The sequence below is a fragment of the Streptomyces sp. NPDC049597 genome (assembly GCF_040675505.1).
Lineage (GTDB): Bacteria > Actinomycetota > Actinomycetes > Streptomycetales > Streptomycetaceae > Streptomyces.
Map to the genome: position 1 here is coordinate 1 of NZ_JBFAOY010000030.1, position 19,667 is coordinate 19,667.

21 protein-coding genes and 1 riboswitch are annotated in these 19,667 nt (G+C 70.5%); of the genes, 15 read left to right on the forward strand and 6 right to left on the reverse strand.

Annotated features, from left to right (window positions below; all coding sequences use genetic code 11):
- From AB0K02_RS27335 to gcvT, 4 genes are all read right to left on the reverse strand, one after another.
- Positions 1–194 (reverse strand): serine dehydratase beta chain (locus AB0K02_RS27335; protein ID WP_365995186.1); only part of this gene is annotated, 194 nt, incomplete at its 3' end.
- 144 nt (positions 195–338) lie between these two features.
- Complete coding sequence (glyA, locus tag AB0K02_RS27340) at positions 339–1,598, reverse strand: serine hydroxymethyltransferase (protein WP_365995187.1); 1,260 nt, start codon at positions 1,596–1,598, stop codon at positions 339–341.
- 23 nt (positions 1,599–1,621) lie between these two features.
- Positions 1,622–1,996 carry a glycine cleavage system protein GcvH gene (gcvH, locus tag AB0K02_RS27345; protein ID WP_365995188.1) on the reverse strand — a complete coding sequence of 125 codons (375 nt, stop codon included), beginning with the start codon at positions 1,994–1,996 and terminating at the stop codon, positions 1,622–1,624.
- Between the two features lie 58 nt (positions 1,997–2,054).
- Positions 2,055–3,170: a glycine cleavage system aminomethyltransferase GcvT gene (gene gcvT / locus AB0K02_RS27350; RefSeq protein ID WP_365995189.1), complete on the reverse strand. Its 1,116-nt coding sequence runs from the start codon at positions 3,168–3,170 to the stop codon at positions 2,055–2,057.
- A 146-nt stretch (positions 3,171–3,316) separates the two neighbouring features.
- Positions 3,317–3,414: riboswitch (glycine riboswitch) on the reverse strand.
- Positions 3,415–3,561: 147 nt separating this feature from the next.
- On the opposite strand from gcvT, the gene AB0K02_RS27355 reads away from it, so the two are divergent.
- The 10 genes from AB0K02_RS27355 to AB0K02_RS27400 all read left to right on the forward strand — a co-directional run bounded on the left by AB0K02_RS27355 (position 3,562) and on the right by AB0K02_RS27400 (position 14,107).
- Entirely contained in the window at positions 3,562–4,233 is a 672-nt protein-coding gene (locus tag AB0K02_RS27355) for an AAA family ATPase (RefSeq protein WP_365995190.1), read from the forward strand.
- A 260-nt stretch (positions 4,234–4,493) separates the two neighbouring features.
- Entirely contained in the window at positions 4,494–5,243 is a 750-nt protein-coding gene (locus AB0K02_RS27360; RefSeq protein ID WP_365995191.1) for an enhanced serine sensitivity protein SseB, read from the forward strand.
- Positions 5,244–5,361: 118 nt separating this feature from the next.
- Positions 5,362–6,150, forward strand: a complete 789-nt coding sequence (locus AB0K02_RS27365; RefSeq protein WP_365995192.1) for an enhanced serine sensitivity protein SseB C-terminal domain-containing protein — start codon at positions 5,362–5,364, stop codon at positions 6,148–6,150.
- Positions 6,151–6,338: 188 nt separating this feature from the next.
- The gene (locus tag AB0K02_RS27370) at positions 6,339–8,006 is read left to right on the forward strand and encodes an ABC transporter substrate-binding protein (RefSeq protein ID WP_365995193.1); all 1,668 of its coding nucleotides are present in this window, start codon (positions 6,339–6,341) and stop codon (positions 8,004–8,006) included.
- Positions 8,007–8,090: 84 nt separating this feature from the next.
- Positions 8,091–9,095 carry an ABC transporter permease gene (locus AB0K02_RS27375; RefSeq protein WP_365995194.1) on the forward strand — a complete coding sequence of 335 codons (1,005 nt, stop codon included), beginning with the start codon at positions 8,091–8,093 and terminating at the stop codon, positions 9,093–9,095.
- 10 nt (positions 9,096–9,105) lie between these two features.
- Positions 9,106–10,059 (forward strand): ABC transporter permease, encoded by a 954-nt coding sequence (locus tag AB0K02_RS27380; protein ID WP_365995195.1) that lies wholly within the window; start codon positions 9,106–9,108, stop codon positions 10,057–10,059.
- A gap of 6 nt (positions 10,060–10,065) precedes the next feature.
- Complete coding sequence (locus AB0K02_RS27385; protein WP_365995196.1) at positions 10,066–11,064, forward strand: ABC transporter ATP-binding protein; 999 nt, start codon at positions 10,066–10,068, stop codon at positions 11,062–11,064.
- Entirely contained in the window at positions 11,061–12,524 is a 1,464-nt protein-coding gene (locus AB0K02_RS27390; protein WP_365995197.1) for an oligopeptide/dipeptide ABC transporter ATP-binding protein, read from the forward strand. Before AB0K02_RS27385 ends, AB0K02_RS27390 begins: the two co-directional genes overlap by 4 nt.
- 34 nt (positions 12,525–12,558) lie before the next feature.
- A complete protein-coding gene (locus AB0K02_RS27395) occupies positions 12,559–13,230 on the forward strand; it encodes a trimeric intracellular cation channel family protein (RefSeq protein ID WP_365995198.1) in 672 nt (223 codons plus the stop codon).
- A gap of 22 nt (positions 13,231–13,252) precedes the next feature.
- The gene (locus tag AB0K02_RS27400) at positions 13,253–14,107 is read left to right on the forward strand and encodes a thioesterase family protein (protein WP_365995199.1); all 855 of its coding nucleotides are present in this window, start codon (positions 13,253–13,255) and stop codon (positions 14,105–14,107) included.
- Positions 14,108–14,225: 118 nt separating this feature from the next.
- Here the strand turns inward: AB0K02_RS27400 and AB0K02_RS27405 are convergent, their stop codons facing one another.
- Positions 14,226–14,840 carry a TetR family transcriptional regulator gene (locus AB0K02_RS27405; protein WP_365995200.1) on the reverse strand — a complete coding sequence of 205 codons (615 nt, stop codon included), beginning with the start codon at positions 14,838–14,840 and terminating at the stop codon, positions 14,226–14,228.
- Between the two features lie 93 nt (positions 14,841–14,933).
- Here AB0K02_RS27405 and AB0K02_RS27410 point away from each other — a divergent pair, with 93 nt between their 5' ends.
- The 3 genes from AB0K02_RS27410 (at position 14,934) to AB0K02_RS27420 (ending at position 16,757) form a co-directional block, all read left to right on the forward strand.
- A complete protein-coding gene (locus AB0K02_RS27410) occupies positions 14,934–15,086 on the forward strand; it encodes a hypothetical protein (RefSeq protein ID WP_365995201.1) in 153 nt (50 codons plus the stop codon).
- Between the two features lie 32 nt (positions 15,087–15,118).
- The gene (locus AB0K02_RS27415) at positions 15,119–15,391 is read left to right on the forward strand and encodes a DUF4190 domain-containing protein (RefSeq protein ID WP_365995202.1); all 273 of its coding nucleotides are present in this window, start codon (positions 15,119–15,121) and stop codon (positions 15,389–15,391) included.
- Positions 15,392–15,593: 202 nt separating this feature from the next.
- Positions 15,594–16,757 (forward strand): cysteine desulfurase family protein, encoded by a 1,164-nt coding sequence (locus AB0K02_RS27420; protein WP_365995203.1) that lies wholly within the window; start codon positions 15,594–15,596, stop codon positions 16,755–16,757.
- Here AB0K02_RS27420 and AB0K02_RS27425 read toward each other — a convergent pair.
- Positions 16,750–17,445 carry an N-acetylmuramoyl-L-alanine amidase gene (locus AB0K02_RS27425; protein ID WP_365995204.1) on the reverse strand — a complete coding sequence of 232 codons (696 nt, stop codon included), beginning with the start codon at positions 17,443–17,445 and terminating at the stop codon, positions 16,750–16,752. The genes AB0K02_RS27420 and AB0K02_RS27425 overlap by 8 nt on opposite strands.
- Positions 17,446–17,505: 60 nt before the next feature.
- Between AB0K02_RS27425 and mnmA the strand changes: the two genes are divergently transcribed.
- Positions 17,506–18,627, forward strand: a complete 1,122-nt coding sequence (mnmA, locus tag AB0K02_RS27430) for a tRNA 2-thiouridine(34) synthase MnmA (protein WP_365995205.1) — start codon at positions 17,506–17,508, stop codon at positions 18,625–18,627.
- Positions 18,628–19,225: 598 nt separating this feature from the next.
- On the forward strand, positions 19,226–19,657 hold the full coding sequence (locus AB0K02_RS27435) for a hypothetical protein (protein WP_365995246.1): 432 nt from the start codon (positions 19,226–19,228) through the stop codon (positions 19,655–19,657).
- Positions 19,658–19,667: the final 10 nt, after the last annotated feature.

The following is a 19,667-nucleotide window of genomic DNA, read 5'->3' on the forward strand; positions in this document are numbered from 1 at the left end:
TTGGGGGTGCCGTGGCCGTGTCCGGTCGCGCCCAGGGAGCCGTACAGCTCGGCGCGTATCGAGGCGGTGTGGGCCAGCAGGCCCTCGTTCTTCAGCCGCCGGGCGAACATCCGGGCGGCGCGCATCGGGCCCACCGTGTGGGAGCTGGAGGGGCCGATGCCGATCGAGAACAGGTCGAAGACGGAAAGGGCCACGGAAAACTCCTTGTGGGGTGGTAGACGCCGTTGTCTGCCGGGTGGTGCAGAGCGATGCGGTGGTACGTGGTGCGGGGCACCGCACTCACTGTCCAGTGTGCGCGGTGCCCCATTTGTTTTGCTCCGGGCGTTACGGGAGATCCGTCACAGTCCGGGGTAGAGGGGGTGCTTGTCGGCGAGGGCCGTGACCCGGGCGCGCAGGGCCTGCGCGTCGTAGGTGGGCTTGAGGGCCTCGGCGATGATGTCGGCGACCTCGCGGAAGTCCTCGGCGGTGAAGCCGCGGGTGGCGAGTGCCGGGGTGCCGATCCGCAGGCCGGAGGTGACCATCGGGGGCCTCGGGTCGTTCGGGATGGCGTTGCGGTTGACGGTGATGCCGACCTCGTGGAGGCGGTCCTCGGCCTGCTGCCCGTCGAGCTCGCTGTTGCGCAGGTCGACCAGGACGAGGTGGACGTCGGTGCCGCCGGACAGGACGGAGACGCCGTGCTCGGTGACGTCGGCCTGGACCAGGCGCTCGGCGAGGATGCGGGCGCCCTCCAGGGTGCGCTGCTGGCGCTCCTTGAACTCGTCGCTCGCGGCGACCTTGAAGGACACGGCCTTGGCGGCGATGACGTGCTCGAGGGGGCCGCCCTGCTGGCCGGGGAAGACCGCGGAGTTGATCTTCTTGGCGAGCTCGGCCGTGGACAGGATCACACCGCCGCGCGGACCGCCGAGGGTCTTGTGCGTGGTGGTGGTCACGACGTGGGCGTGCGGCACCGGGTTCGGGTGCAGACCCGCGGCGACCAGACCCGCGAAGTGGGCCATGTCGACCATCAGGTAGGCGCCGACCTCGTCGGCGATCCGGCGGAAGGCCGCGAAGTCCAGCTGGCGGGGGTAGGCGGACCAGCCGGCGACGATCAGCTTCGGCTTGGACTCCTTGGCCAGGCGCTCGACCTCGGCCATGTCGACCTGGCCGGTGGCGTCGTCCACGTGGTAGGCGACGACGTTGTAGAGCTTGCCCGAGAAGTTGATCTTCATGCCGTGGGTCAGGTGACCGCCGTGGGCCAGGTTCAGGCCCATGATCGTGTCGCCCGGCTTGAGCAGCGCGAACATGGCGGCGGCGTTGGCCTGCGCGCCGGAGTGGGGCTGCACGTTGGCGTGCTCGGCGCCGAACAGCTCCTTGATGCGGTCGATCGCGATCTGCTCGACCACGTCGACGTGCTCGCAGCCGCCGTAGTAGCGGCGGCCGGGGTAGCCCTCGGCGTACTTGTTGGTGAGGACGGAGCCCTGGGCCTCCATGACCGCGACCGGGGCGAAGTTCTCCGACGCGATCATTTCCAGGGTGGACTGCTGGCGGTGGAGCTCGGCGTCGACAGCGGCGGCGACATCCGGGTCCAGCTCGTGAAGAGGGGTGTTGAGAAGCGACATCACTCGGTCCCTAAGGTCTGGGGTCAGCCCGCGAAATCGGTGTACTCGTCGGCGGAGAGCAGGTCCTTCGGCTCCTCGCCCACGCGCACCTTGAAGAGCCAACCGCCCTCGAAGGGCGCCGAGTTCACCAGCGACGGGTCGTTGACGACGTCCTCGTTGGTCTCGGTGACCTCACCGCTGACCGGCGAGTACAGGTCGCTGACCGACTTGGTGGACTCCAGCTCGCCGCAGGTCTCGCCCGCGGTCACCGTGTCACCCACCTCGGGAAGCTGGACGTACACCACGTCGCCGAGCGCGTTGGCCGCGTGCTCCGTGATGCCGACCGTCGACACGCCGTCCTCGGCGGCCGACAGCCACTCGTGCTCCTTGCTGTAGCGCAGCTGCTGGGGGTTGCTCATGACCTGAATTCTCCTGTACGCGGGGGAGTGGTGGTGAACGAAGAGAGGGTGCGGGCGATCACTTCTGACGCTTGTAGAACGGCAGCGCCACGACCTCGTACGGCTCGTGCGTGCCGCGGATGTCGACGCCGACGCCCGGCGTGCCCGGCGCGGCGTGGGCGGCGTCCACGTACGCCATGGCGATCGGCTTGCCGAGGGTCGGGCTCGGCGCGCCCGAGGTGACCGTGCCGACGACCTTGCCGTCGGCGACCACGTCCATGCCGGCGCGCGGGACCCGGCGGCCCTCGGCGATCAGGCCGACGAGCTTGCGCGGCGGCGCCGTCTCGGCACGCTCGGCGGCCGCCGTGAGCGCCGCGCGGCCGACGAAGTCGCCGTCCTTCTCGAACTTCACGACCCGGCCGAGGCCCGCGTCGAACGGGGTGAGAGCCGTGGTCAGCTCGTGCCCGTACAGCGGCATGCCCGCCTCCAGGCGCAGCGTGTCGCGGCAGGACAGGCCGCAGGGGACGAGCCCGGCCGGGGCGCCCGCCTCGGTCAGGGCCTGCCACAGCTTCTCGGCGTACTGCGGCTCGACGAACAGCTCGAAGCCGTCCTCGCCGGTGTAGCCCGTACGGGCGATCAGGGCGGGGACGCCCGCGACGGTGCCGGGCAGGCCCGCGTAGTACTTCAGACCGTCGAGGTCGGCGTCGGTGAGCGAGGCGAGGATGCCGGGGGACTGCGGGCCCTGGACCGCGATCAGCGCGTAGGCGTCACGGTCGTCGCGCACCTGCGCGTCGAAACCGGCCGCACGCTCGGTGAGCGCGTCGAGGACGGTCTGGGCGTTGCCCGCGTTGGCGACGACCATGTACTCGGTTTCGCCGAGGCGGTAGACGATCAGGTCGTCGAGGATGCCGCCGTCCTCGCGGCAGATCATCGTGTAGCGGGCACGGCCGGGAGCCACCGTGCCGATGTTGCCGACGAGCGCGTAGTCCAGCAGGGCGACGGCCTGCGGGCCCGTGACGGTGATCTCGCCCATGTGCGAGAGGTCGAAGAGGCCGGCCGTCGTGCGGACGGCGTTGTGCTCGTCGCGCTCGCTGGCGTAACGCAGGGGCATGTCCCAGCCGGCGAAGTCTGTCATGGTCGCGCCCAGAGAACGATGCAGGGCATCGAGGGCTGTACGACGGGGGGCGTTGCTCATAGGTATGGCTCCCAGGGCATGGCTGCGAGGACAATCCTCCCCATCTGTCATCGGAACCTGAGAGGTTCGCCGCGACCCCGCGTTTGGATGGTCGTGGCTTGCACCTTGGGTGGAGCCGTCCGGACGGCTCGCTTTTCAGATCTGCCTCATCGCACGCGGTACGGGGCCTGAGAGATTCAAGGGAGGAACTTGCTCCTTCGGCGCCCGCCACACCAGGTGGCAGGGACTCTCCCGCGCGGATTCAAGCGGCCGGTATGCAGTTGGCGCGCACATCATTGCATGCCTGCGGCGGGAGTGGGGCGCGCGGACCGAGGCAAAGTCGGTTGTCCTGTATTACCAATTCTTTACACTTCATGGGCAAGGGTGGGGTGACCCGACTTGGGGGAGCGTGATGATGTTGCAGCGGTCCGGCGCATACGCCGCCACAGCCGCGGGGATGCCCGTCCAGCAGGGCGCCTCCGTCGGTGGTCTGCTCGGGGCGCCCGCGCCCGTCCTGCGCGACCTGCGGGCCCGTGCGGGCCGCAGTCCGCGCGCCCTGGTGTTCGCTGCCGGTGACGTGGTGGTCGTCTCGGGACTGCCCGGCAGCGGCAAGACGACGCTGATGAAGCGCGCGGTGACCGGGCGCGGGATCGACTCCCAGGACACCCGTGACCGGTGGGACGCGCGCATGCCCCGCTTCCTGCCGTACGCCGTCTACCGGCCCCTCGTGCGCCTCGCGCACTACGCGGGTCTGTGGCGAGCCCTGCGCTCGGGCGAGAGCGTCGTCGTGCACGACTGCGGTACGCAGGCGTGGGTGCGGCGCTGGCTGGCGCGGGAGGCGCGGCGGCGCGGGACGTCGCTGCATCTCGTCCTGCTGGACGTACCGCCGCGGGTGGCGCGGGAGGGCCAGCGCGAGCGGGGCCGCGGAGTGTCGGGGTACGCCTTCGCCCGCCACCGCCGGGCGGTGGGCCGCCTGATCGCCGACGCGGAGTCGGGCCGTCTGCCGCGGGGCTGCGCGGCGGCGGTCCTGCTGGACCGGGAAGCGGCGGGAAGGCTGCGCGTCCTCGGCTTCACGGCGGACTGACGCCGGGGTGCGGGTGCGGGGCTCTGCCCCGCGACTCGCCGGTCCGGTCCGGTGCGCGGCGCTCTCGGCGGGCTCCGCCCCGGGCCCCCGCGCCGCGCGGCCCGCCTCACCGAGTCTCTCGCCGGGCCGGCTCGGCGAGAGACGCCTCGTCGGGGCTTCGCCCGGGCCCCGCGCCGCACGCCCGGGCGGCGCTGGATTATCGTCGACGCCGCGAACACGCACGGCCGGGGTGCGTGCCCCGGGGAGGAAGAGACGAGCGCATGGAGATGCCCTACAGCGGCTGGCCCGGGAACGAGCTGGAGGAGGCCCTCGCCGCCTCCGTCGGCAGTCCCTCCGCCGGAGCCCGCCTCGTCGAGGTGCTCGGCCGCAGCAGCCTCTGGGTCCCCCTGCCCAACGGGGGCGGCCCCGACAGCGTCGGTCTCGACCTGCCCACCATGGAGATCGAGGGCGCCGCCTACGTCCCCGTCTTCAGCTCCGAGCAGCAGTTCCTCGCCGTCGTGGGCTCCCACATGTCGTTCACCGTCGCCCCCGCCCGTGAGTTCGCCCGTGGCCTGCCCCCGCAGCTCGGCATCGCCGTGAACCCGGGCGGCGCCGTCGGAGCTCCCCTTCCGCCGCCCGCCGTCGCCGAGTTGTGCCGCGCGGGGCGCACGCCGCTCGACGGTCCCGGGTCCGGCGGGAGGGTGCGGCTCTTCGAGCCGCACTGGCAGGAGGAGCCCGTCGACTTCCTCGCCGCCGCGGCCGGCGAGTTCGAGGCCGCCGGCGTCGTGCTCACCGCCCGCCGGGTGCTCGCCTCCGTCGAGGGCGAGGCGCCGGCCCTCTTCGTGGGCGTCCAGCTCTCCTCCTGGGAGGGCGCCGACCGCAACGCGCCCATGGACGCGCTCGGCCGCGCGCTCGCCCGCGTCCCGGTCCCCTGGCCGGTGAACATCGTCCTGCTGGATGTCGCGCAGGACCCGGTGGGCGACTGGATGCTGGAGCGTGTCCGCCCCTTCTACCAACGACATCACGCGTAGAAGTCAAGCCGGCGCCAGGACGGCCGCTTAAGCTGGTTTGATGACCTGGCCGGAGGTCCCCTGACACAGGGACGGACCACTCGGGCACGGGTACGGATCGAAGAGGGGCGGAATCCAGGTGAGCGCGTCAGGCACCGCGGCGACCGGGCAGGTCGAGCACATGCTGCGCCAGGTGACTCCCGGGCGCTACGACGCGTACGAGGCACTGCTGCACGCCCTCGCCGACCCCGGTGGCCGGATCTTGATGCTGCTGTGGCACGGACAGCCCGGCTCCCCCGACGCCCAGTACGGGAACATGGAGGTCGACGGCGTCGGCTACGCGCCGTGCGTCACCTCCGCGCAGGAGCTCGCCGTCTCCGGCTGGAGCCGCGCGCACGAGGTCGTCACCGGCCGGGACATCGCCCGTGCCCTGTACCCCGAGCGCTGGGGCATCTGGCTCAACCCGCACGCGTCGGGCGGCGGCGTCGGCATCCCGTGGCTGGACCTGCGCCGCATCGCCACCGGACTCGACCGGATGCCCGCGGGCCCGCTGCGACTGTCGGACCCGGCCGTCGAGATCCCCCAGTTCTACGCGCTGCTCACACAGAACGCGCACCGCACGCCGGCCGTGCGCTCGCTGCGCCGCGCCTGGGTGCAGCCGTCCGTCGGCGCCGCGTACCTCGCCATCGGGCTCGATCTGTACGACACCGGACCCCAGGCGGTCGACGCGGCACGGGCGATGATGCAGCAGTCGATCGGCGCGGTCCCGGACGGGCTGCCGGTCTCCACGGTCGCGCTGTCGGACGAGTACGACCCGGTGACGATGTGGATGCGGGCGAACGCCCGGCCCTTCTACGACCGCGAGGCGCACGGCGGCGCCCAGCCGGCCGGTGGCGGTTACGGATACCCGCCGGTCGGCGCTCGCTGACCGCTGCCGAACTCTCCCGGTTCCCAGGGAAATTCGTCTCCCGCGTGGGGATGTCCCGTATCCGGCGGGTTTGTTGAGTGTCCGGGTCTCGACTAGGTATCACCGTTATCCGGACCGTTCTCCCAGGTGTCTCCCGTCTGTAGTGTTCGGCCGGTCAAGACTCCACATGGTGAACCAGGGGTGGACCCATGCGAATATTCAAGTCCGGGCCTGTCCGGGCGATCACGGCGGCGGTTGCCGTCGGCTTGATCGCGACAGGTTGCGCCAGCGAGCGGGACAAGGACGGCGGCAAGGCGGCGAAGGACACCTTCGTCTTCGCCGGCGCCGGTGACCCTGGTTCTCTGGACCCCGCTCTCGCGAGCGACGGTGAGACCTTCCGCGTCACGCGCCAGGCCTTCGAGGCGCTGCTCGAGCACGAGTCCGGTGGCAGCAAGCTCGTCGGCGGGCTCGCGGAGACGTGGTCCAGCAACCCGGCCGGCACCGTGTGGACGTTCAACCTGAGGAAGAACGTGAAGTTCCACGACGGCGAGGCGTTCAACGCCGCCGCCGTGTGCGCGAACTACGACCACTGGTTCAACTGGAAGGGCACGTACCAGTCCAGCGCGGTCTCCTACTACTGGCAGACCATCATGGGCGGGTTCGCCAAGAACGAGGACCCCGAGGCCCCGAAGGCGAACTACAAGTCCTGCACCGCCAAGGACGAGAACACCGCCGTCATCGAGGTGAACGAGCCCTCCGCCAACCTGCCCGGCGGCTTCTCCCTCCAGGCCCTGGCGATCCACTCGCCGAAGGCGATCAAGGAGTACGCGAAGCAGGACGCGACCGCCAAGGGCGACGCGATCACGTACCCCAAGTACAGCCAGGAGGCCGGCACGGTCGCCGGCACCGGCCCGTACAAGATCGTGAAGTGGAACAAGGGCAACAAGGAAGTCTCCCTCGAGCGCTTCGACGACTACTGGGGCGAGAAGGCCAAGATCAAGAACCTGGTCTTCCGTACCATCGACACCGAGGACGGCCGTCGCCAGGCCCTCCAGGCCGGTGACATCAACGGCTACGACCTCGTCGCCCCGGCCGATGTGAAGACCCTCGAGGGCGAGGGCTACCAGGTCCCGACCCGTGACGTCTTCAACATCTTCTACGTCGGCATGACGCAGTCGAAGAACCCGGCGCTGAAGAAGCCCGAGGTCCGCCAGGCCCTCACGCACGCCATCGACCGCGAGCACCTGGTCAAGACCCAGCTGCCCGAGGGCGGCAAGGCCGCGTCCCAGTTCATGCCCGACACGGTCGCCGGCTTCTCGGACAAGGTGAAGACCTACCCGTTCGACACCAACAAGGCCAAGGAGCTCCTCAAGAAGGCGGGCGAGGAGAACCTCAAGATCGAGTTCTGCTACCCGACCGAGGTCACCCGCCCGTACATGCCCGCTCCGCAGGACATGTTCGAGCTGATGAAGGCCGACCTGGAGAAGGCCGGCGTCACCGTCACCCCGAAGGCCATGAAGTGGGCCCCGGACTACCTGGACGCCACCGAGGCGGGCTCCTGCGCCCTGCACATGCTCGGCTGGACCGGTGACTTCAACGACGGCTACAACTTCATCGGCACCTGGTTCGCCGGGCCCGACAAGCAGTGGGGCTTCAAGGACAAGAAGGTCTTCGACGCGGTCAACGCCGCCTCGAAGGTGACCGACCCCGCCGGCCGCACCGAGGCGTACAAGAAGGCCAACGAGGCCATCATGGAGTACGTCCCGGGCATCCCGATCTCGTCCTCCCCGCCGGCCATCGCCTTCGGCAAGAACGTCAACCCGCCGAACGTCTCCCCGCTGACGCAGGAGAACTTCGCCGAGACCTCCTTCAAGTAATCGCACACCAGCGGGTCCGCCCGGCCACTGCTCCAGGTGGCCGGGCGGACCCGCATCGACGCACGTTAGAAAGGGGCATGCGGGGTGCTGCGACTTGTCATACGACGACTGCTACAGCTCATTCCCACCCTGCTCGGCCTGTCGGTTCTCCTCTTCCTCTGGCTGAACCGGCTGCCCGGCGGACCCGCCTCAGCGATCCTGGGCGAGCGGGCGACCGAAGCCGAAGTGGCACGCATCAACCGGGCGCTGGGACTGGACGAGCCTGTCCATGTCCAGTACTGGCGCTTCCTCAAGCGCATTTTCGAACTGGACCTCGGCACCTCCACCCAGACCGGCCAGCCGGTGTGGGAGGAATTCACCCTGCGCTTCCCGGCCACGGTGGAACTCAGCGTCGCCGCGATCCTCATCGCGGTGGCCGTCGGCATCCCGCTCGGCTACCTGGCCGCCAAGCGCCGCGGAGGCTGGCTCGACGTCGCCTCCGTCTCCGGGTCGCTGATCGGCATCTGTATCCCGGTGTTCTTCCTCGCCCTGCTCCTCAAGGGCATCTTCGCCGTCGAGCTGGGCATCTTCCCGAGCTACGGGCGGCTGTCGACGGGTCTCGACGCCACGGACGTCACCGGATTCGCGGTTCTGGACGGCCTGCTGACCGGTGAACTGGACGCCAGCTGGGACGCGATCATGCACCTGGTCCTCCCCGCTGTGGCGCTCGCCTCCATCCCGCTCGCGGTCATCGTGCGCATGACCCGCGCCAGCGTTCTCGAGGTCCTCGGCGAGGACTACATCCGCACCGCCGAGTCCAAGGGTCTGGACAAGCGCGTCGTGCGCGGCCGGCACGTCCTGCGCAACGCGATGCTGCCGGTGGTCACCGCCGTCGGTCTGCTGACCGGCAGCCTGCTGTCGGGTGCGGTGCTGACCGAGTCGGTGTTCTCCTTCGGCGGCATCGGCTCCTTCATCCGCACCTCGATCGACGCCCGGGACTACCCGGTGCTGGTCGGGTTCATCCTCTTCATCGCGATGGTGTACGTCCTCATCAACCTGCTGGTCGACCTCGCGTACAGCATCATCGACCCGAGAGTGCGGGTGCACTGACGTGACGACCATGACCAAGAAGGCAGACAGGATCGACCGGCTCGCCGAGTTGATGCAGCAGACCGAGGTGACCTCGGGCGCCAGTCTGTGGCGCGAGGCGATGCGGCGCCTGAAGTCCAGCAAGATGGCCGTCATCGGCGTGGTCATCATCGCCGCGTTCGTCGTCCTGGCGGTCGTCGGCCCGTGGATCGCCCCGCACGCCCCCACGGCACAGACCTGGCGTGACGAAGTCCTGACCAACCAGGGCAAATTCGTCGGCATGCGCGGCGAGAACTGGTTCGGCCTGGACCACCTCGGCCGCGACATGTTCTCCCGGATGCTCGTCGGAGCACGCCAGACCCTGCTCGTCGGCGTCGTCTCGATGCTCATCGGACTGGTCGTCGGCGCCGTCGTGGGTGTGGTGTCCGGCGCCGCCGCCACTCTCGGCGGCAGGTCCGGCCAGCGGCTCGACACGGTGATCATGCGCATCACCGACATCATGCTGTCGCTGCCGTCGCTGCTGCTCGCGGTGTCCATCGCCGCGGTGATGGGTCAGTCCCTGACGACCGTGATGATCGCCGTGGGTGTCGTCCAGATCCCCGTCTTCGCCCGTCTGCTGCGCGGTTCGATGCTCGCCCAGGGCGGCGCCGACTACGTGCTGGCGGCGAAGGCGCTCGGCGTACGCCGGAAGCGGATCGTTCTCACCCAGATCCTGCCGAACTCGCTGAGTCCGGTCATCGTCCAGGCGACGCTCAGCCTCGCCACCGCGATCATCGAGGCGGCCGCCCTGTCCTACCTGGGCCTCGGCAACCCCGACCCGGCGATCCCGGAGTGGGGCGTCATGCTCTCGCAGGCACAGCGGTTCTTCGACAACGAGCCGATGATGGCGGTCTATCCGGCGGTCGGCATCATCATCACCGCCCTTGGCTTCACCCTGCTCGGCGAGGCCATGCGCGAAGCCCTCGACCCGAAGCTGCGAGGCTGAAGTCCCATGCCACTGCTTACTGTTGACGAACTCAGCGTCACCTTCGGCGGCCGCGGCCGCAAGGAGTCCACGGCGGTCGACGGCGTCTCCTTCGACGTCGACCAGGGCCAGGTGGTGGGACTGGTCGGCGAGTCGGGCTGCGGCAAGTCCGTGACCTCGCTCGCCCTGATGGGTCTGCTGCCGGCCAAGGGCGTGAAGATCGGCGGACGTGCCGACTTCGACGGCGAGAACCTGCTCACCATGAGCCCGCGCAAGCTGCGGGACATGCGCGGCAGCCGGCTCGCCATGATCTTCCAGGACCCGCTGTCCTCGCTGAACCCGGTCGTCCCCATCGGCGTCCAGGTCACCGAGATCCTCCGGCGCCACCGCGGACTGAAGGGGGAGGCCGCCCGCAAGGAGGCCGCCCACCTGCTGGACAGGGTCGGCATCCCCGATCCGAACCGGCGGCTGAAGGAGTACCCGCACCAGCTCTCCGGAGGCATGCGCCAGCGCGCGCTCATCGCCATGGCGGTGGCCTGTGCGCCCCGGCTGCTCATCGCCGACGAGCCGACGACCGCGCTGGACGTGACCATCCAGGCCCAGATCCTCGAACTGCTCAAGGAACTGGTCGACCAGGAGGGCACCGCCCTGCTGATGATCACCCACGACCTGGGTGTCGTCGCCGGCCTGTGCGACCAGGTCAATGTGCTGTACGCGGGCCGGGCGGTGGAGTCGGCGGGCCGCCGCGAGCTGTTCGCGCACCCCACCCACCCGTACGCACACGGTCTGCTCGGCTCCATCCCGCGGCTCGACGCGCCGCGCGGCGAGCCGCTCAACCCGATCCGCGGATCCATCAACGACAAGATCGCCTGGGCCGACGGCTGTGCCTTCGCACCCCGTTGCGACTTCTACACGATGGAGTGCCTGACCGGCACACCAGAACTGACCGAACCACGCGCGGCCGGCCACCAGGTGCGCTGCGTCAACCCGGTCCTTCCCAAGCCCAAGGCGGAGGTCTCGGCATGAGCTTGCTCGAACTCGACGATGTGAAGGTCCATTTCCCGGTCAGGAAGGGCATCTTCTTCGACCGCACCGTGGGCCATGTGTACGCCGTCGACGGTGTCTCGCTCAAGGTCGAGGCGGGGCAGACGTACGGCCTTGTGGGCGAGTCGGGCTGCGGCAAGACGACTCTGGGCAGGGCGGTCCTGCGGCTGGTGGACATCACCGGCGGCGAGGTCGTCTTCGACGGCACGGATCTGGCGAAGCTGCCGAACGAGGAGATGCGCGGCTTCCGCCGCCGGCTGCAGATGGTCTTCCAGGACCCGCTCGGCAGCCTCAACCCGCGGCAGAACATCGAGTCGATCCTGAGCGAGGGCATGGCCGCGCACGGGATCGGCAAGGACCAGAAGGAGCGCCGCGAGAAGATCAAGGAGATCCTGGCCAAGGTCGGTCTCCCGGCGAACGCGCTGTCCCGTTACCCGCACGAGTTCTCCGGCGGGCAGCGCCAGCGCATCGGCATCGCGCGCGCGCTCGTCCTCGAACCGGACCTGATCATCTGCGACGAGCCGGTGTCCGCGCTGGACGTCTCCATCCAGGCTCAGGTCATCAACCTCCTGGAGGAGCTGCAGGAGTCGCTCGGGCTGACGTACCTCGTCATCGCCCACGACCTCGCCGTCGTCCGGCACATCTCGGACGTCATCGGGGTCATGTACCTGGGCGGCCTGGTGGAGGAGGCGCCGAGCGACGCCCTCTACGCGGGACCCAAGCACCCGTACACCAAGGCGCTGATGTCCGCGGTGCCGGTGCCGGACCCGGAGGTCGAGGACCGGCGGGAGCGGATCCTGCTCCACGGCGACCTGCCCTCGCCCGCCAACCCGCCGGCCGGCTGCCGCTTCCACACGCGGTGCCCGTGGGCGCAGGACACGCTGTGCGCCACGGACCGGCCGAAGCTGACGGACCTGGGCGACGGGCACAAGGTGGCCTGCCACTTCGCGAAGGAGATCGAGGAGGGAACGGTCGCGCAGACCCGGGCGACCGGCATCGAGGCGGTCGTGGCCACCGAGTCGGTCGCCGCCGAGGGCCCCGACGCGGTGGCCTCAGGGGGGGCCGGTGCGCCGGAGTCGGAGTCGGAGTCGGAGGAGGCGGCGGAGGCGGAGAAGCCGGTGACGACGTCAGGTGCCGTCGCCGCTGCCGGCGGCGACGCGTCCGACGAGCCGGCCGGTACCGAGCCGGTGGTCGCGGAGCCGCGCGACGAGCCGGACGCCGCGGAAGCAGCGGACGCCGCAGAGCCGGTGGTCGCGGAGCCGCGCGACGAGCCGGACGCCGCGGAGCCCGGTGCCGCGCCCGCCGCCACGGACGGCGCAGAGGCGCAGGACTCCGCGGGCAAGGCACCCGCCGACACGGTGCCGGTCCCGGAACAGCCCGCGGAGGACGATGCGGCCACGCCCGCCGAGACCGCAGCCAAGGGGGCCACCGCGTCCGACTGACGGGCGGGACCGCCGGAGGCGGCACAATCGTCCGGTGTTCCAAGAACTGTTCACGCCCTCCGTCCAGCATGCGCTCGACCTCGTCGGGATCTTCGTCTTCGCGATCTCCGGGGCGCTGCTCGCCGTACGCAAGAACTTCGACGTGTTCGGCATCGCCGTGCTCGCCGAGGTCACGGCGCTGGGCGGAGGGCTGCTGCGTGACCTGATCATCGGGGCCGTGCCGCCGGCGGCCTTCACCGACCTGGGGTACTTCCTGATGCCCCTGGTGGCCACGGTCATCGTCTTCTTCCTCCATCCGCACGTGGAGCGCATCCAGGCCGGCGTCAACGTCTTCGACGCGGCGGGACTCGGGCTGTTCTGCGTGACCGGCACGACCAAGGCGTACGAGTACGGTCTCGGCCTCACGTTCTCGGCGGCGCTCGGGCTGGCCACGGCGGTCGGCGGCGGTGTACTGCGCGACGTGCTGGCCAACGAGGTTCCGTCGCTGCTGCGCTGGGACCGTGACCTGTACGCGGTGCCCGCGATCGTGGGCGCGACGATGGTCGTCCTGTGCATCCGTTTCGACGCCCTGAACGCGGTGACGAGCGGACTGGCGGTGGTGACCGCGTTCGTGCTGCGACTGCTCGCGATGCGCTTCCACTGGCGGGCGCCGCGCGCGTGGAACCGGCGGTCGGAGGCCACCGAGGAGAAAGCTACCGCTCAGTAATTGTTTGTTGTACGGTACCGGCATGGCTGAGGCAGCACAGACGGCGCGCGCGACCGTCGGGGACAGCGAGTTCGACCGCGACACCGCGGTCACCCTGCGCGAGACCGGTGTCTACGACGCCGAGCTCTCGGCGGGCTGGACGATCATCCAGGCGGTGAACGGCGGCTACCTGCTCGCGATGCTGGGCCGGGCGCTCGGGGACGCGCTGCCGCACCCGGACCCGTTCACGGTGTCCGCGCACTACCTCACGGCGTCCCGGCCGGGTCCGGCGGTGATCCGTACCGAGGTGATCCGCACCGGCCGCACGCTCTCCACGGGTCAGGCCTCGCTCTTCCAGTTCGAGGACGACGGCACGGAGGTGGAGCGCATCCGGGTGCTCGCCTCGTACGGGGACCTGGACGGGCTCCCCGACGATGTGCGCACCTCGGCGAAGCCGCCGGCGATCCCGCCGGTGGAGCACTGCTTCGGGCCCTCGGACGGTCCGGCTCCCATCCCCGGAAGCTCGGCGATCACCGAGCGCCTGGACATCAAGCTGGACCCGGCGACGGTCGGCTGGGCGATCGGCGCGCCGTCGGGCAAGGGCGAGATGCGGGGCTGGTTCGCGCTGGCGGACGGGCGTGACGCGGACCCGCTGTCGCTGCTGCTGACGGTGGACGCGCTGCCGCCGACGTCGTTCGAGCTGGGCCTGACGGGCTGGACGCCGACCGTGGAACTGACGACGCACGTCCGCTGCCGCCCGGCGCCGGGCCCGCTGCGCGTGTCGATCACGACGCGCAACCTGGCGGGCGGGTTCCTGGAGGAGGACGCGGAGGTCTGGGACTCTGCGGACCGCCTGGTGGCCCAGTCCCGCCAGCTCGCCAAGGCTCCCCGCGCCTGACGCCCGGGGGCGCCGCCCCTAGATGTGATGCGCCCGCGCGCATCTTTCGCTTGCGCCCGTGAGGCCGTCCTCGCGGGCGCAGCGCCGTTCACGGCGTCCCGCGACGGCCGCCGCCTGCTCAATCCAGCCAGTGTTCCCGCCCCAGGTTCACCAGTCGCAACCGTCTCCGGGCCAGCCCGCTCACCCGCTCCTCGCCCTCCGGCCCCGCCTCCAGGAACGACGACGCCGTCGTCATCATGTGGTCGACGTACAGCCCGGCCAGCATGTGCAGGTCGTCCTCGCTCCATCCCTCCGCACCCGCGTCGCGCGCGAACACCGCCGCCACTTCGTCGGTGAACCGCCGCAACTGCTCGGCTATCGCCTCCCGTACCGGTGCCACACCGCCATGGCGTTCGCGCGCGACGAAACGCACATGTGCCGGCGAGGTCCGCACCAGGTCGGCGATCAGCGCCACCGTACGGTCGATGCGCGCCGAGTCCGCGGGCTCGGTCATGGCCTGCGCGATGGTCGCGTGGAGGCTGCCGAGCGTCTCCTCGACGAGCGCGACGCCGAGGTCGGCCGTGTCCCGGAAGTGCCGGTAGAAGGCGGTCGGCGCGACACCCACGGCCCGGGTCACCTCCCGCAGCCCCAGGCTGCTCAGGCTCTGTTCCTCCAGCAGCCGCAGGGCCGCGTCCAGGAGCGCCTGACGGGTCTTCTGCTTCTGCGCCTGGCGGATGCCGACGGTGTGACTCATGGCATTCAGTAAACAGCCGTTCTCTGAAGAAGGGATAGTAGACTGGAAAGTCAGTGCACAGTCGTACTCTCAAAGTTCACCGAAAGGACGACCGTGATTGTCCTCGTCGCAGCACTCCTCCTCATGGGCGTGATGCTGGGCGCTGTGGTCCAACTCCCCGCCTCGGTCTCCCTCGTGGCCGCCGCCGTCATCGGCTGCTGGCTGCTCGTCTTCGCGGTGCGCGAGCGCCGCAGCCGCCGCAACTGACCCGGCAAGCACCCCGGAAGGAGAAGAACGTCATGCAACTCGCCATGCGTGTACGCGCCGACGAGCGGCGCAAGGACGCCGACGGCATGGCCGTCGCCGCCTTCGTGCTCGGCCTCGTCGGGCTCCTCGTGATGAACATCCTGCTGGGCCCCACGGCCGTCGTACTCGCCGCGCTCGCCCTGCGGCACGGCACCGGCCGCCGCGGCCGCGCCCTCCTCGGGCTCGCACTCGGCATCGCCGACCTCGTGGTCCTCGCCGTCCTCGTGACGGTGAACGGCTCGGTCGTCTGGGGCTTCGGCACCTGAGCCGCCACCGGATGCCGAGCGTCGGCCGCCACCGGCCGCCGTCACCGGTCGCCGAGCATCGGCCGCCGCCACCGGTCGCCGTCACCGGGGCCCCGCGCCGGGGAGAGCCGCCCCCGCCCCTCTGCCGCACGCGCCCAGGACGGCCCGTGCACCCCTGCGCCGCATCCGCGCCCCCGCAGCGCCTCGTAGAATCGAGGCCACCATGGCATACCTCGACCACGCCGCGACCACTCCGATGCTTCCGGAGGCGGTCGAGGCGATGACCGCCCACCTCGCCGTCACCGGCAACGCCTCCGCGCTGCACGCCGCCGGGCGACGGGCCCGCCGTACCGTCGAGGAGGCCCGCGAGACGCTCGCCGAAGCCCTCGGCGCACGGCCCAGCGAAGTCGTCTTCACCTCAGGCGGCACCGAGGCCGACAACCTCGCCGTCAAGGGTCTGTACTGGTCGAGGCGCGACGCCGACCCGGCGCGCACCCGCGTCCTCGCCAGCCCCGTCGAGCACCACGCCGTCCTCGACGCCGTCGACTGGCTCGCCGAGCACGAGGGCGCGTCCGTCGAGTACCTGCCGGTCGACACGTACGGCAGAGTCCACCCCGAGGCCCTGCGCGAGGCGATCGCGCGCAACCCCGACGACGTGGCGCTGGCCACCGTGATGTGGGCCAACAACGAGATCGGCACGGTCTTCCCTGTCGCCGAACTGGCCGCGGTTTGCCGCGAGTTCGGCATTCCGCTGCACGCCGACGCGGTACAGGCCGTCGGCCAGCTCGACGTCGACTTCGCCGCCTCGGGGCTCGCCGCGATGACCGTCTCCGCCCACAAGATCGGCGGCCCGTACGGCATCGGCGCGCTGCTGCTCGGCCGCGAGTACAGCCCCGTTCCCGTGCTGCACGGCGGCGGCCAGGAGCGGCACGTGCGCTCCGGCACGCTCGACGCCCCCGCCATCGCCTCCTTCGCCGTCGCCGGGCGGCTGGCCGCCGAACGCCGGGAGGACTTCGCCCGGGACATCGGCGCACTGCGCGACGAGCTCGTCCGCGTGGTGCGCGCGGCCGTGCCGGACGCGATCCTCGGCGGCGACCCGGTCGACCGGCTGCCCGCCAACGCCCACTTCACCTTCCCGGGCTGCGAGGGCGACTCCCTGCTCCTGCTGCTGGACGCACAGGGCATCGCGTGCTCCACGGGCTCCGCCTGCACGGCGGGGGTCGCCCAGCCCAGCCACGTACTGCTCGCCACCGGTGCCGACCCGGACCTGGCACGCGGGACGCTGCGCTTCAGTCTCGGCCACACCTCCACGAAGGCCGACGTGGACGCGGTGGCCCAGGCCATCGGGCCCGCCGTCGAACGGGCCCGTACGGCAGGACTCAGCTAGCGGGGCGCCGCGCGCGAGCCGAGGCCGGGCCCTGCTCGGCCGCCGCCTCCCGCACCAGCTTCATGTAGCGCTTCCAGTCCCAGTGCGGTCCCGGGTCCGTGTGGTCGGTCCCCGGGACCTCGATGTGGCCGATGATGTGCTCGCGGTCGACGGGTATCGCGTACCGCGCGCAGATGCCGGCCGTCAGCTTCGCGGACGCGCGGTACATCGCGTCCGTGAAATCCTGCGGGCGGTCCACGAAACCCTCGTGCTCGATGCCGATACTGCGCTCGTTGAACGAGCGGTTGCCCGCGTGGTAGGCGACGTCCAGCTCGCGGATCATCTGCGCCACATGACCGTCCTTGCGGACCACGTAGTGCGTCGCCGCCCCGTGGAGCGGATCCTTGAAGACCTTCAGCGCCGTCGGATAGCTGCCCTGGACGACATGGATGATCACACGGTCGATCGTGTAGTCGTCGGGGCGGTCGGCCAGCCGCCAGTTCGCGGCGTTCGCCGCGATCCACTGCGCCCCGGCATGATCGATCTCGCCCGGCTTGCGCGGCGTGCGCACCCACGGCATACCGCGCCAGATTCGGCGTATCTCCTCGCCGGCCACGACACCGCCGCCGACGACCACGGCCCCGCCCCCGATCAGCACGGCCCGCCGGCTCACGCCCTTGCGCTTGCCGTGCTTCTTCTCGCTCCCCATGACGACCACAACGCACACTCAGCGGTCATCGGTTCCCGGGCCCCGTACCCTGGTAGGGCTATGACTGAGACTTCCCCGCGCCCCCTCCGTGTGCTCGCCGCCATGTCAGGCGGCGTCGACTCCGCTGTCGCCGCCGCCCGCGCCGCCGAGGCCGGGCACGACGTCACCGGCGTCCACCTGGCGCTCTCCGCGAACCCGCAGTCGTTCCGTACGGGCGCCCGCGGCTGCTGCACCATCGAGGACTCGCGCGACGCCCGCCGCGCAGCGGACGTGATCGGCATCCCCTTCTACGTGTGGGACCTCGCCGAGCGCTTCCGTGAGGACGTGGTCGAGGACTTCATCGCCGAGTACGAGGCCGGCCGGACGCCCAACCCGTGCCTGCGGTGCAACGAGAAGATCAAGTTCGCCGCGCTGCTCGACAAGGCGCTCGCGCTCGGCTTCGACGCCGTGTGCACCGGCCACTACGCGACCGTGGTCGTCAAAGAGGACGGCACGCGCGAGCTGCACCGCGCCAGCGACATGGCCAAGGACCAGTCGTACGTGCTCGGCGTCCTCGACGAGAAGCAGCTCGCCCACGCGATGTTCCCGCTCGGCGACACGCTCACCACCAAGGACGAGATCCGGGCCGAGGCCGAGCGGCGCGGGCTCGCGGTCGCGAAGAAGCCCGACAGCCACGACATCTGCTTCATCGCCGACGGCGACACCCAGGGCTTCCTGGCGAACCGCCTCGGCAAGGCGGAGGGCGACATCGTCGACGAGGCGGGCAACCGGGTGGGCAGCCACGACGGCGCCTTCGGCTTCACGATCGGCCAGCGCAAGGGCCTGCGCATCGGCCACCCCGCCCCGGACGGCAAGCCGCGCTACGTGCTCGACATCTCCCCGGTGAACAACACGGTGACGGTCGGTCCTGCCGAGGCCCTGGACGTCACCGCCCTGACGGCGATCAAGCCCCGCTGGTGCGGCGCGGCCCCCGGGGGCCCGGCGACGTACACGGCGCAGCTGCGCGCCCACGGCGGCGAGACGGAGGCGACGGCGGAGCTGGTCGACGGCGAGCTGCACGTCACCTTCACCGAGCCGGTCCGCGCGGTGGCGCCGGGCCAGGCGATCGTGCTCTACGACGGGACGCGCGTGGTCGGCTCGGCGACGATCGCGACGACGCGGCGGGCAACCGCGGCGGCGTGAGGGCGGGGCCGGCCCCGCGAGTCGGTGCCGGCGGACACCGAACATCCCCTCCTGGGAGTACGAACTCCCCGTCGCTCGCGGCCCTGGAATCGCTCGAACTTGCCGACCGTGCCCAGCTTGCCGGTGAGCTGGCCACCGACTCCGTCCGTTACGCGTGGGGACGCGCCTCGGTCCGTCCCCTGGCCGCACCTCGTGCTGCGTGTGAGCGTCTCGGACGCCGGCTCGGTGAGGCCCGGTGACACCGGCCGGCACCTCGCCGCGTGAGACCGGACCTCTCTGTGCCTCGTCGGCAGCGCGGGGTCTCGGGCGGGCCTGAGAACGGGCCCGGATCGAGTGAATCGGCCGGATCACCCACCCATTTGGCCCCGTTGCTCCTGTGAAACCCATGTCCCTTAGTGCCTAGAATGGTCCACTTGTGCAGTGGCTTGGGAGGGTGCTGTGGTGCACGTGCCACTGGTGTGACCGGATGGGGGCATGGCTGAGCACATGGGCGACAAGGCGCCGCCGCCGCTCCGCACGCGTACGGAGTGCCTCAGCCTCCTACGCGCCCGCCAAACACCCCACCGCACAACCAGGACAGGTCGAACGGGGGCACATGATGGCTTGGGACGAGTGGGAACAGATCAAGACCGAAGCCACTGAGCGCCAGTCGGCACAGATGCAACTGAATCGAGTTGGTCAAGGCTCTGGAGCCTTTGGCGGTGCTGCTGATCTGGTGGTGAACAAGGACGACCTCGGAGCAGTCGGCCACGAAGCCCACGTGCTCTACGGTCGGCTCTCTCGGGACGGTGATCACGCCCGTCCTTCAACCTTCAATGCGGCGATCGCCCTGACGAACGGCGGCTTCACCAGCGGGTCGGAACTGCTGAAGGTGCACGATCGCTGGAACAAGCAGTTGCGGACGCTCCTGGACGCCTGTGCACGGATCTCCAACCACCTCGACTACACCAGGTCCACCCATGCCAAGAACGATGCAGACATCGGCGGCAGTCTGACCTCTGTGTCCAAGATCAACGAATACTTCAAGTAGTCCGTGGGGG